The sequence below is a fragment of the Actinomyces sp. ICM39 genome (assembly GCF_000282935.1).
Classification (GTDB): Bacteria; Actinomycetota; Actinomycetes; order Actinomycetales; family Actinomycetaceae; genus Pauljensenia; species Pauljensenia odontolytica_B.
Map to the genome: position 1 here is coordinate 1 of NZ_ALCB01000114.1, position 13,336 is coordinate 13,336.

General features: G+C 64.6%; 7 protein-coding genes. 5 read left to right on the forward strand and 2 right to left on the reverse strand.

Annotated elements, in window-relative coordinates; translation table 11 throughout:
• Positions 1 to 1,190 precede the first annotated feature (1,190 nt).
• Entirely contained in the window at positions 1,191 to 2,543 is a 1,353-nt protein-coding gene (gene glmM / locus HMPREF1137_RS07520) for a phosphoglucosamine mutase (protein WP_009053911.1), read from the forward strand.
• A gap of 140 nt (positions 2,544 to 2,683) precedes the next feature.
• Here the strand turns inward: glmM and HMPREF1137_RS07525 are convergent, their stop codons facing one another.
• Complete coding sequence (locus HMPREF1137_RS07525; RefSeq protein ID WP_009053868.1) at positions 2,684 to 4,921, reverse strand: sialidase family protein; 2,238 nt, start codon at positions 4,919 to 4,921, stop codon at positions 2,684 to 2,686.
• A gap of 263 nt (positions 4,922 to 5,184) precedes the next feature.
• On the opposite strand from HMPREF1137_RS07525, the gene HMPREF1137_RS07530 reads away from it, so the two are divergent.
• Together HMPREF1137_RS07530 and HMPREF1137_RS07535 are read left to right on the forward strand one after the other, a co-directional pair.
• A complete protein-coding gene (locus HMPREF1137_RS07530; protein WP_009053873.1) occupies positions 5,185 to 6,660 on the forward strand; it encodes an MFS transporter in 1,476 nt (491 codons plus the stop codon).
• A 5-nt stretch (positions 6,661 to 6,665) separates the two neighbouring features.
• A complete protein-coding gene (locus tag HMPREF1137_RS07535) occupies positions 6,666 to 7,568 on the forward strand; it encodes a DUF4862 family protein (RefSeq protein WP_009053864.1) in 903 nt (300 codons plus the stop codon).
• Between the two features lie 131 nt (positions 7,569 to 7,699).
• Here the strand turns inward: HMPREF1137_RS07535 and HMPREF1137_RS07540 are convergent, their stop codons facing one another.
• Positions 7,700 to 8,782 carry a LacI family DNA-binding transcriptional regulator gene (locus HMPREF1137_RS07540; RefSeq protein ID WP_009053860.1) on the reverse strand — a complete coding sequence of 361 codons (1,083 nt, stop codon included), beginning with the start codon at positions 8,780 to 8,782 and terminating at the stop codon, positions 7,700 to 7,702.
• 88 nt (positions 8,783 to 8,870) lie between these two features.
• On the opposite strand from HMPREF1137_RS07540, the gene HMPREF1137_RS07545 reads away from it, so the two are divergent.
• On the forward strand, positions 8,871 to 11,717 hold the full coding sequence (locus HMPREF1137_RS07545) for a glycoside hydrolase family 2 TIM barrel-domain containing protein (protein ID WP_499091886.1): 2,847 nt from the start codon (positions 8,871 to 8,873) through the stop codon (positions 11,715 to 11,717).
• A gap of 164 nt (positions 11,718 to 11,881) precedes the next feature.
• Positions 11,882 to 13,297, forward strand: coding sequence for an extracellular solute-binding protein (locus tag HMPREF1137_RS07550; RefSeq protein WP_009053920.1), 1,416 nt, complete (start codon positions 11,882 to 11,884; stop codon positions 13,295 to 13,297).
• Positions 13,298 to 13,336: the final 39 nt, after the last annotated feature.

Genomic DNA, 13,336 nt, shown 5'->3' on the forward strand with positions numbered 1-13,336 from the left:
CCACCGCCCACCGGCACCGCGGCAGATCCCTCCGGCGCCCTCCACACCAGTGGGGCCTAGTGTGCTTGCGTATGGTTCGGCGCGTCGGCTCGTTGTCTGGCCAGGCCCTGCCGCCGCCCATGGGCACCCCAGCCGCGCCCTCCGGTCCTTCTAACGTGGTCTGCTTCGTCGTGCTGAGATTTGGGGATGCCCCGATGCGTGTTGTTACAAACGTCGTCAATCGGAGGTGTTTTTCGTGTGGATTTCTGATCCGTTGTTACAAACGTCGTCAATCCGATGGCTTTTTCGCCGAAAATCAAGGTTTTTGGACGCAGATTGCCGACGTTTGTAACATGAGCACTCGCAAGGGGGTTCAAATTGCTTCGGTTTGACGACGTTTGTAACGCTGGCTGCCCACCGGTCGCTCAGTCAGGCAGGCATGCCTCCTCCACATTCATGAAAGTCCTTGTTACGGCGAGACCTACACCCGATCGGGAAGATTCAACCCCTTCTGATCGGGTTGAATCCTCCCGATGAGGTTGAACCTTCCGAACCTCTGCCGATCTCGATGCCAGTGGTGGGGGTTTTGCACTACACGAAGCCTTCTGGGCCCGTGTCATCGGCGTGTCGGAGCCTCATGTAGTGCAATTCCCCCCGTTTGGTGGCGATGAGGTTGTGACGTGAATCGGTGTGCTCGCCAAACTGCAGACCCATTGGGTGAAAACAGCCGAAAATCGGTCAATTTGAGGCAATGGGTCTGCACTTTGGCGGATTCGGTGTCAATCTCGGCGCGCTGCTCGCACGCGAACCCCTGAACATGCGCGTTAACCCTTTGATACGCACGCAAACCCCTAGACATGCGCCTGGGCGGCGGTGCCCAGGTGCATGTCATCGGGCCCGCGTGCGGGTCATCAGGCCAACGTGCGCAGGATGCGTTCACAGAACCAGAAGAGGGCCTGACAGCTCGCAGGTGTCCCGGCGCCCCCATGGCTCCTCGGAGACGACAGAGGCGGGACCCCGAAGGATCCCGACCCTCGTTGCGTGCGGCGGCCTCGCCGTCGGCACCGAAAAGTCACGCTACCAGCAACACGTAGAGTCCTATGACCCGCGATGTGAGCGTCTCCGCTGTCCGTGCCCCGGCCTCGTGCCAAGGAGAAGGCGCGGGCGCGGTAGGCTTAGTGCAGTCGTATGACCCACTGAACGGAGAGACTATGCCCAGGATGTTCGGCACGGACGGCGTGCGAGGACTGGCGAACGTTGACATCACTGCGGACCTCGCGCTGCAGCTCGGCGAGGCGGCAGCCCGCCAGTTCGGCGGCTCCCTGCGTGCGGACGGCTCTAAGCCCCGCGCGATCATCGGCCGCGACACCCGTATTTCGGGCGAGTTCCTCGACCACGCTCTTGCGGCGGGCCTGGCGAGCGCCGGCATGGATGTGACCCGCATCGGCGTCGTCACCACCCCCACGGTCGCGCATTTGACGGCCACCGAGGACACCGTTGACCTCGGCGTCATGATTTCCGCGTCGCACAACCCGATGCCCGACAACGGCATCAAGTTTTTTGCGCACGGCGGCTACAAGCTGGCCGACTCTGTGGAGGACCAGATCGAGGCGCTTGTCAACACCGAGTGGGATCGTCCCACCGGCGACGCCGTCGGCGAGATCAACGCCGACCACGCGTGGGCGAAGGACTCCTACATTGCGCACCTCGTCGAGGCAATCGGCACCGATCTGCGCGGCATGAAGATCGCGATCGACTGCGCGAATGGCGCGGCTTCCGAGCTGGGTCCGGCCGTGTTCCGGGAGCTTGGTGCGGATATCACCGTCATCAACGCGTCCCCGGATGGGCGCAACATCAACCTGAACGCGGGTTCCACGCACCCCGAGTCCCTGCAGGCCGCCGTCGTTGAGGCCGGCTGCGACTTCGGCGTCGCTTATGACGGAGACGCGGATCGCTGCCTCGCCGTCGACCACGAGGGTAACCTCATCGATGGTGACAAGATCATGGGCTCTCTGGCCGTCAACGCGCAGCAGCGCGGCACTCTCGCCAAGGACACCCTCGTCGTGACCGTCATGAGCAACCTGGGCCTGCTGATCGCCATGCGCGAGGCCGGCATCAAGACTGTGCAGACCGGCGTGGGCGACCGCTACGTGCTTGAGGAGATGCTGGCGTCCGGCTACTCGCTCGGTGGCGAGCAGTCCGGCCACATCATCGCCCGCGACCACGCGACCACCGGCGACGGGATCCTGTCCTCACTTCTGATTTCGCGCATGGTCAAGGAGTCCGGCCGTTCGCTGGCCGACCTCACGTCCTTCATTCAGAGGCTGCCGCAGACCCTCATCAACGTGGGTGGCGTGGACCGCGCGGCCGCCGCGACGAACGAGGCCGTCGCCGATGCCGTGGCAGCCTCCGAGGCTCGCCTGGGCGATACCGGCCGTGTGCTCCTGCGTCCCTCGGGCACGGAGCCGCTCGTGCGCGTCATGGTCGAGGCCGCCACGCAGGAAGAGGCCGATTCCGTCGCCGCTTCGCTGGCGGACGTCGTCAAGGAGAACCTGGCGCTGTGAGCGTCTGAGAGACATACGCAGAGGGCGGGTACCGGCCGGTGCCCGCCCTCTGCGTATGCGTGGTCAACGGACGAGGCCGCCTGTCGCCCTCCTGTGTGGAGTGTGCGGCAGGCGGCCTCGTGCTGGTGTACGACGAGTCGTCAGATCTTGGCGGCCTCGATCCACTCAAGTGGGATGCGGCTGAAGTACAGGCCCTGCATCTCGCGCTCCCACAGCAAGCCCAGTGTGCCATCGGGGAGGATCGTCATGCACTGGTAGACGTAGTGGGCGGGATTGAACGTGCGCGATGCGATCCAGGTGCGGCCACCGTCCTCGGACAGGCGCAGAACGCCGCGTCCGCGGTAGGGACGCATCTGCGAGGCGTTCGCGAACACCACGCGCTCGGGGCAATCCTCCGTCGGCCAGGGAACCGCGTTCGGCTGGCAGAAGATTTCGGTGATCTCCTCGGCGAAGAATACGTCGCTCCAGGTCTCGCCTCCGTCGGTGCTGACGGTCGCTGCCACCTTGCCGCTGGGATGCTGGTTGCGCATGAGCATCAGGAGCGAACCGTCGGCGCGCTCGATGAGCGTGGCCTCGTGCGTCGCGGCTGCTTCGGTGTCGAGCGTGCGCGAGTCGATCTCGCGACCCTCAAAGATTCGCCCGTCGTTGGGAGATTTGCCGCGCTTCCACGTCGCACCGCCGTCATCGGAGTACACGACGGACGCTGAGAAGTGACGCTTGTGGTCCCCGTTGTAGTAGATCGGGATGACGAGGCGTCCGCTGCGCAGCTGAACGCCCGTGCCCGGGGAGGTCCCGCAGAAGGACATCCATTCTTCCTTCACGTCCTGATTGAGGTTGAAGGGGCCGGACCAGGTCTCGCCGTCGTCGTCGGAGTAGATCATCTGCAGGAAGCAGGTGCGGGCCGTCAGCAGAGTCTGGTGGGGATCCACGCCATCGGCGAGGAATACGTTTCCGCCGGGCGATTCGTGCCCGTCCTCGGTGACGGTGACGTCGCCGCGCTCAGAGATCGTGAACGGAGCGGCGTTGCCGTTGGCGTCCGTGACGCTGCCATCCTCGTTCCACGTGTAGGTGGCGCCGTTGGCATCGTGCAGGATGTAGCGGCCCTTCTCATCGACGCCGAGGCCGGCCTCGGCGTTCGGCTGTCCGATGCCGCCCGGGAAGTGGTCGATGAGGATGACGAGACGTCCGTTGCGGCGGTCCTGCACGACACACGAGTCGATGACGGACGCTCCCTTTGCCCCGTGCCCGGGGTAGGTGAGGACCGTCTGGAGGTCACCCCACGTGTGTCCTCCGTCGAACGAGCGGCGGACCGTGAAGTTGATCGAGTTGGGCGAGTCATTTGCGATGGTCTCGCGCTGGTCGGCGCCCGCCACGACCACTCCGGATTCCAGGGTGATCAGTGAGGGGATGCGGTAGCTGATCGAGTCGTGAAACCCGGCATCGAACAGGCATTGCGTGTCGACCGGAGCGATCGAGGAGAGCTTCTTGATCTGCGAATCGTTGAGGACCGACGAGTAGAGTGCTGCGTTGCGGACCTCGCCAAAGAGGCGCGAGCCCGAGGTGTCCTGACCGATGACGACCTCGTCGAGGGAATCGACGGCTGCGAAGAATGCCTGTCCGGGCAGGTGAGCCTCAAGGTAGCCGTCCACGTAGATCTGTACTGCGCCGTGCCCGACGCGAACGACGACGTCGTGCCAGTGTCCCTGGTCCCAGTGCCCGTGGGCCGTAAACGTACGCCACTCGCCCCGTCGCCCGAGGACCTTGTACTCGATGCCTTCTTCCGTCACGGACAGGTTGAGCTGCTCGGTGCCGCCACCGCCCGCCGCGAGGATCGTGCCGTGCTGGCCCGGTCCGCGGACGCGGTAGCGGGCGAAGATCGTGCCCGCGGTGAGCTCAGAGAGTTCGGCGACGTCGTAATCCGACAGGTGAGCGGCAGCGAACTCGATGAGTGGGGTGGGGGCGGGCGAGAGCGCGAGGATCTCTGCGGGGGAGAGAACGGCGTCATGCTCTGTGAAGGATCGAATGTCGATACCGGCTCCCGGCGTGAGTTCGAGAGTAGCCTCGGGGCCGCTGGCAGCGGGGGAGAGGTCTGCGGTCGTGGAGAAGCACTGGTAGCCGTCGAGGAAGATCTTGGAGCCCGCGCTGGTGGCCGTGATCGCGAGAGAATGCCAGGTTCCATCCGTGACGGAAGCGGTGTCTTCCATGTCCAGGGCGAAGGACATCGCGTTTGTTGATCCCTCAAGGAAGAGGGCGCTGGAGCGGATGAACAGTCTCCAGCCTGTGCCATCCGTGCTGTGGAGCTCGATCAGTGCTCCATCGATGCGTGCTCGGAACTGTAAGGTCCAGGAGATTCCCGTGTGACCTGCGTCGATGCTCATGCTTGACACCTTTCTGTTAGTTGCTAATTTCGCCTCGCATCATTGCGAAGCTGAGCGTGTGATCAGTCACAATGCTGAAGTTGTCAGACAGATTAGCACTGCGATCTTTCGTTGGCAATATGCAGAATGAGCCGAAATTTCATCTTGACTCTAGAATGAGAGAGAGCTAACATTACCGCAAGTTGTCTGACAACTTGCTAGTTAGACATCTGGACTCAAAGCCCCTCGTTATTCGACGATGAAATTTCAGGAAGGCACTCATCATGAGTACGTCCCCCGCACAGGCGCTTCCGAAAAAGCCCTGGTATCAATACCTGACCAAAGAAGATCGCAAGGCCTTCTTCGCCGCATGGATCGGCGTGCTGCTGGACGGCTACGACTTCGTTCTGATCTCCTTCGCGCTCCCCGCGATCAAGGAGGCGTTCAGTCTGACGCTGGTCCAGAGCGCATCCCTGATTTCGGCCGCCTTCATCAGCCGCTGGATCGGTGGCCTCGTGCTCGGAGCTATCGGTGACCGCTACGGCCGTAAACCCGCAATGGTGCTGTCGATCTTCATGTTCGCCTTCGGCTCCATTGCCTGCGCTCTCGCACCGAACTTCTGGATTCTGTTCATTCTGCGCCTCATCATCGGCTTCGCGATGGCCGGTGAGTACTCGGCATCTGCAGCCTACGTCATCGAGTCGTGGCCCAAGCACATGCGCAACAAGGCCTCGGGCTTCCTGCTCTCCGGCTACGCCTTCGGCGTTATCGCCGCTGCTCAGGTCGACAAGTACTTCGTGACCTGGGTCGATTCGGTTCACCCCGGTTGGGGCTGGCGAGCCCTCTTCCTCACGGGCATCGTCCCGATCGTCGTCGCCATCTACATGCGGCGCACCCTGCCCGAGGCCGCGGACTGGAGCGAGGCCAAAGAGAAGGGCGATGGGGAGAAGAACGATATGCTCGCCGTCCTCTTCGGTGGGCAGCGTAAGATCCTCAACTACGTAGTCGTTGTCATCGCCTTCGTTGGTTTGATGCTGATCTTCACTCAGCAGGTGGGTGGCATTGTTGCGGTCAGCCTGATCGGTGTCGTGTGCGCGATCGTCTTCATCTACCTGATCATCCAGTTCGACTCGAATCGCTGGATCATCGGCATCGCGATCATGCTGACCATCTTCGCTTCCTTCATGTACACCTGGCCGATCCAGGGCCTTCTGCCGACCTACCTGCACGGTGTTGGTATGGATCAGAAGGTCGTCGCGAACGTCGTGTCTTTCGCCGGCCTCGGCAACGCCGCTGGCTACATCATCGCCGGATTCGCGGGCGACAAGTTCGGCATGCGTCGCTGGTACGTCATCTCCCTGCTGCTGTCGCAGATCATCGTCTTCCCGCTGTTCACGCAGGATGGGAAGTATGTTGCTCTCGTTGCGGGTCTGCTCTTCTTCCAGCAGATGTTCGGCCAAGGTGTTTCGGGTCTGCTGCCCAAGTGGGTGTCCTCCTACTTCCCGGTCGACAAGCGCGCTGCCGGCCTCGGCTTCTGCTACAACGTCGGCGCCCTCGGCGGCGCGGTCGGCCCCGTCTTGGGTGCTGCCATCGCCGATCAGCTCGGCCTCGGTATGGCCCTCGCGATTCTGTCCTTCGGATTCGCCGCGATCGTCATGGTCTCCATCGGCGCAAACATCCCGCGTCTGCTGCAGAAGATGGTGGGACCGGAGTATGTTCGTCCTGAAGATGGAAACGACGAAATCATCAAAGAAGGATGATCACCATGACACTTCCGTTCGTTATCGGCGCGTACGCGTCGCATCCGGCACCGGAGCTGGAAGCTGACTACTACCGACTCCTCGCAGATCAGCCGTGGGTGAGCGGCGTTGAGATGCCCTACCCGGGGCAGCTCGCCACCCAGGGTGAGGTCCTGGCCAGCCACCTGGCGGCTCACTGGGACTTCAATACGATCACCGCGATCCCCGGCACCATGCAGAACGTATGGAAGAACGAGAAGTTCGGCCTGGCCTCGCCCGACGAGGCCGGACGCGCCGCCGCTCTCGACTTCACCCGCGCGCTGCGTGACGACCTTGCCGCCCTGTGTGAGCGGGCGGGTCGTCAGCTGGTCGCCCGCGTGCAGCTGCACTCGGCTCCCACGCGCCTGGCGCAGGTGGACGCCTTCAAGCGTTCGCTCGCCGAGGTGGCCACCTGGGACTGGTGCGGGGCCACGCTCGTCATCGAGCACTGCGACAAGTACATCCCCGAGCAGAACCCCGAAAAGGGCTTCCTCTCCCTCGAATCCGAGATTGACGTCGTCTCCGAGGCCGGCATCGGGATTCACCTCAACTGGGGTCGCTCCGCCGTGGAGGGCCGCAGCGCGGACACCGCTTATGAGCATGTGCTCGAGGCCGGTAAGCGCGGCGTCCTGGACGGCATCATCTTCTCGGGCGCAGGCCCGGAGGAAACCCAGTACGGCTACTCCTGGATCGACGGCCACCTGCCCGCGCAGGCCGACGAACCGACCTCGCTCATGGACGAGGCCGAGATCGCCCGCTGCGCACAGGCCGCCGTCGAGGGCGGAGCCAAGTACCTCGGCGCGAAGGTCTGCGTCCCCAAGGATGCGTCCCTCGAGCAGCGCCTGGCCATGCTGACCAACATCTACCGGGCCTGCGGCCTCGGTGAGTAACGGCGTCGTCGCTGGGCGTCACTCCCGCATTTTGTGAGCGTGCGGGAGGCGCCCTGCGCGAGGTGCATGCAAGCGGGAGGGGCGGATGCCAACTGGCATCCGCCCCTCCCTGCGTTCTATCGAGTGTCGTCCTACGCGCGCCTGGCGACCGACGAACGCCACACCGGGCGCGTCGGGATCGTCGCGATCGGGGTGCCGTCCGTGGCCTCCTCGTCGATGGATGCGCTGGGGTGAACATCGGTCATGGGGGAGCGCCCCTCGATGACGTTGATGATCGAGGCGACGGCGGCCTCGGTCATGTCTTTGAGGGGCCATTCGACGGTCGTGAGGCCGAGCGCGGAGGCGCTCCGGTGGTCTTGGTTGCCGAAGCCGAGGATCGACAGGTCGTCGGGCACGGACAGATCCAGGTCTGCGGCGGCCTGGAAGACGCCGGGGGCCTGCGAGTCGTCGGCCAGGGCGATCAGTGAGATCGACGGGTCCTCGTCGAGGAGGCGCAGCGCGGCCTGGTAGGCAGTGGTGGGCTCCCAGTCGGGTAGCGAGTAGAGGGTGAACTTCGTGCCGAACGCGCTCGCGATTGGGTTCTGGCGCGCGTGATTAGTGTTTGGTCCCGCCAAGAAGACGGCACGCCCCTGACCCGTGCCGGTTGCCGGATCCACGAGTGCGCAGTCGGAGAGAACGTCGCGCACGCCGGCCCCCTCGTCGATGCGAATGAGGGAGGATTCCGAGCCGGTCGGGTTGGCCTCGATCATCGACATGGCGACGACGGGGATGCCGAGATTGGCGAGCAGGCGCGAGGTGAAGGCCTCGGCCGACGTGGTCTCGCGGATGATGCCCGCCAGCTGGGTGTCGCCCAGGACTCCGCGGATGACCTCGGCATCTGAAGCGCCGTCGCCGGACTGGAAGAGGGGGAGGAGCAGGTAGCCGTGGCGCTGGATATCGATCATCGCGGTCGTGAGGACCGTGTGGACGACGGGCACGAAGGGGTCGTCCGGGAGCTCGGCCATGAGGAGAGCGATGAGGTGGGACTTGCCGCGGCGCAGCGACCGGGCGGCTGCGTTGGGGATGTAGTTGAGTTCGCGTGCGGCCTGCTTGACGCGGTCGATGGTGGCGGGCGCGATCTTCACGTCGCGGCCTCGTCCGTTGAGGACGAGCGAGACGGTCGACGGTGCGACGCCTGCTGCGCGGGCGACGTCGGCCCGGGTTGCGCGCTCCATGCTGCGGCTCCCAATCCTCGGTTGCGTTTCGTTGAAACACAACAACTATAACGTGTTAGTCTTATCTCTGACGATCGGAGTTTCGATGATGACATCCGAAAGGCACAGAGACGTGATATCGATACTACCTTCCTATGCTCCCGGCGCGGGCGCGCTTGTGCCTCCGCGCGCGCACCTCGCTGACGACTGTGGGGTTCTCAGCCTCGATGGCATGTGGAGCTTCGCCTATCACCGCACCGACCCCGCCCCCTTCGTCAACGTCGAGCAGCCCTGGGATGAGCCCGCTCCCGCCGGTGACGCGTCCGAGATCGACGTGCCTAGCCACTGGGTCCTGCGCGGCGATGGCGCCTGGGGGCGCCCCGCCTACACCAACGTCGACTTCCCCTTCCCGGTCGACCCGCCGTTCCCGCCCGACGATAACCCGGTCGGCGACTACCGTCGCACCTTCGAGCTCCCCGCTGACTGGCAGGGTGGCCACATTCGTCTGCGTTTTGACGGCGTTGAAAGTCAGGCCACCGTGTGGGTGAACGGCACGTGGATCGGTATGGCGCGCGGTTCGCGCCTCGCCCACGAGTTCGACGTGACCGAGGCCGTGCACCCCGGCGTCAATGCGATCACCGTGCGCGTGCACCAGTTCAGCCCCGGCTCCTACCTCGAGGATCAGGACCAGTGGTGGCTGCCTGGCATCTTCCGCTCGGTGAGCCTGCGCCGCCTCGCTCCCGGCGCCATCGAAGACCTGTGGATCGACACCGACTACGAGGCCGGGGTGGGTTATGTGACCATCGAAGCCCGGGTGCGCGGTGCCCAGGAAGCTCATCTGTCCGGGCATCTCAGCATCGACGGCCTCTGGTCGTTCGCCTGCTCGCTCGAACGCGGCGAGGACGGTCGCTACCGCAGCGGCCGCATCGAAGTGGGCAGCGTGCGCCCGTGGAGTGCGCAGGACCCAGCCCTCTACGAGGCGCGCGTCAGCGTCCAGGGCTCGGAAGGCCTCGACGCGGGGGAGCGGTGCCTGCGCATCGGCTTCCGTCGCGTGTCCATCGAAGGCGGCGTCCTCATGGCCAACGGCGAGCCCCTGACCCTCAACGGCGTTAATCGTCACGAGGTGCGCGCCGACGAGGGGCGCGTCTTTGATGCGCAGTGGGTGCGCGAGGACCTGGCCCTCATGAAGTCCATGGGAATCAACGCGATCCGCACCTCTCACTACCCGCCCCACCCCCGCGTGCTCGACCTGGCCGACGAGATTGGCCTGTGGGTCATGCTCGAAGGTGACATCGAAACGCATGGGTTCGAGGGTGTGGGGGAGTGGATCGATAATCCCTCCGACGACCCGCGCTGGGCCGATGCCTACATGGATCGCACGGTCCGCGCCTTCGAGCGCGACAAGAACCATCCCTCGATCATGAGCTGGAGCCTGGGGAACGAGTCCGGCACCGGTGCGAACCTGGTCGCCTGTGCGCGCTGGGTCCATGAGCGCACGGGTTCCCGGGCGATCGTCCACTACGAGGGCGACCATGCCCTCGAATACACGGACATCTACTCGCGCATGTACCCGACCCTGGAGGAAGTCGCCGCCGTCCTCGACGAGAGCGATCCCCATGCCGAGGTTGCCGTCCCCACGCATGTCGCCGCGCGGGTTGACGACGCCGCGCGCGAGCGTATCCGCCGCGCCCCCTACCTCATGTGCGAATACTTGCACGCGATGGGAACAGGCCCCGGAAACGCCTCCGGCTACGCCGCACAGATGAGTCACCCCCGACACGCTGGCGGATTCGTGTGGGAATGGCGTGACCATGCCCTGTGGCGCACCCTGCCCGACGGGCGACGAGCCCTGTCCTATGGCGGCGACTTCGGCGAGGAGGTCCACGACGGCAGCTTCGTGTGCGACGGCCTCGTCGACGCGCTGTCTCGACCCTACGCAGGCACCTGGGCGTGGGTTCAGGCGATGGCCCCCGATGCGCCAGCCCTTGCTCAGGCCCTGGAACGTGCGGGCAGTGGACGCGACGATGCCCGCCTGCGGTCCCTCACCTCGGCCCCCGTCGAACCCGTGCGTCCCATCGACGAGGTCGACCGTCCCTACGCGCTCGACTCGCGCGGGCGCCTGGTGCGGGTCGGTGACCTGCCCGTGTCCGTCGAGCTGAGCGTCTTCCGCGCGCCCACCGATAATGACCGCGGGCGCGGCCCCGTCGACTACTGGGGGATTGACGAGGACGACCTCGGTCCCCTCGGGGTCGGGCGCGGCGAGCACGGTACTTCGCACGCGGCCCGCTGGGAACAGGCCCGTCTGCACCTGCTGCGTCGACGCCTCGTATCCATCGAGGGGGACGAGCAGTGCCAGCGCGTCGTCGAGCGCTGGTCGCCGCCCGCCGCGCAATTCGGCGCGACACTCACGTGGGAGTACCGCCCGGTACGCGTGGGTGACATCTCCGCGCTCTCAATCTCGGCTCGTGTCGCCCCCTACGGGGCCTGGCCCGAGCGTGTCCCGCGCCTCGGCGTGCGCATCGAGATGCCCGGCTCGCAGTGGGAAGCCTCGTGGCTCGGCGACACCCTCATTGGATACTCCGACATGCGTGTGCCCGGCGCTCGTGGGTGCGGGCATGCCGAGGTCTCGAAGCTGTGGGACGTGTGCGTGCGTCCCCAGGAGGGCGGCCAGCGACTCGACCTGGAGGCCCTCTCCCTGCGAGGCGAGGTTGGGGAGTTCCTCATCCTCCCCACCTCGCCACTGGGGTGGAGCGTGTCGCCGTGGAGCGAGCGTGAATTGGCCGAGGCCTCGCACTGGGAGGACCTGCCTGATAGCGAGCGTACGTTCCTGTGGTTGGACGCCTTCCAGGACGGAATCGGCACACGTTCGTGCGGGCCTGACTCTCGTCCCGAGTTCGCTGGCATGATGCGCGATACGGACATGACATTCGTAATTGCCCAGGTTGGGGGTGATTAAGCCCCAACCTGTTATGTTGCGGCTTGATAACGATGCGCAAAGTTGCTGGCAAATGATGCGAGCTGCGCAACAGGCCGCTATGATTCAGACATCAACTAACACGAGATAGTTAGTGACTCGATCCCATCGATCGACCAACAAAAACGGACCAACGGAGGTTTCGCATGTTGAAGAAGAAGATGGCCGCAGGCGTTGTTGCCCTCGCCATGTTCAGCACCCTCGGCCTGGCTGCCTGTAACGATGGCGGCTCGGGCTCTACCACCAGCTCCAGCGGTGGTTCGGCCGCTACCGGTTCCATTCCCGAGCCCGATGTCGCGTGCGACATCCCCGCGGGCAACCTTGACGATTCGAAGATCGACACCTCGAAGGTCGAAGGCGAGATCACGTTCCAGACCCAGGGTCTGCAGAATGACTTCGGCGACTTCTTCAAGGCCAAGATCAAGGAATTCGAGGACGCCAACCCCGGTGTCAAGATCAACTGGACCGACCAGGGCGGCGGCGCCGAGTTCGACCAGACCGTGACCGCTCAGGCCTCGAACTGCAAGATGGCGGACGTCATCAACGTTCCCTCTTCCACCATCCTCGCCCTGTCCAAGTCCAACCTCCTCATGGACTACGACGTCAAGGCCCCCGGCATCGGCGACAAGTTCGTGAAGTCCATCTGGGACTCCACCGCCCTGGGTGCGAACGACCACCACACGGCTCTGCCCTGGTACTTCGGCCCCTACATCACCACCTACAACAAGGAAGTCTTCAAGCGCGCTGGTCTCGACGAGAACATGCCGCCCAAGACCATGGATGAGCTGTTCGAGGATGCCGCCAAGGTCGGCGCCGACGGACAGGGAGACTACGGCATCTACGGCTCGCCCGAGTGGTACATGATCGCTCAGCTGCACGGCATGGGCGTCAACCTGCTCAACGCCGACAAGACCGCCTTCGACTTCGCCGACAACGAGGCCGCGATTAACTACGTCACCAAGCTCTCCGAGCTCTACGCCTCCGGCGCCATCCCGAAGGACTCCCTGACCGGCGAGCCCGACCCGGGCAAGGCCTACACCGACGGCAACCTCGCCTTCGGCACGCCCAACGCTTCGTTCCTCAAGTCCGTCAAGAAGAACAACGAGACGGTCTACCAGAACACCGGCGTCGGCCCGTTCCCGACCAACCCCGGCATCAAGCCCGTCTTCGAAGGCCAGTACATCGGCGTCTCCGTCACCACGCAGAACGCCCCCCTGGCCATGAAGTTCGCCGAGTGGATCACCAACGCTGAGAACGAGTACGCCTGGACGCACGACGGCGGCGCCATCATCTTCCCGGCTGCCACCGACGCCCTCGACAAGCTCGTCGCCAACCCGCCGGAGATCGCCGACGACCCGGTCTTCAAGGCCGCCTACGAGGAGGCCGCTAAGGCCGCCAAGGACGCCGAGGCCTACACCGACGTCTTCTACGCGACCGGCGCCGTGAAGGACGCCCTCATTGAGAACGTCAACAAGGCCATCCGCGGTGAGGTCGATCCCAAGACCGCCCTCAAGACCGCTCAGGATCAGATGAACGAGAAGCTCAAGGCTCTCGGAGACTGATTGAACGCTCGGGGGCCGAGGCTAGGCCTCGGCCCCCGA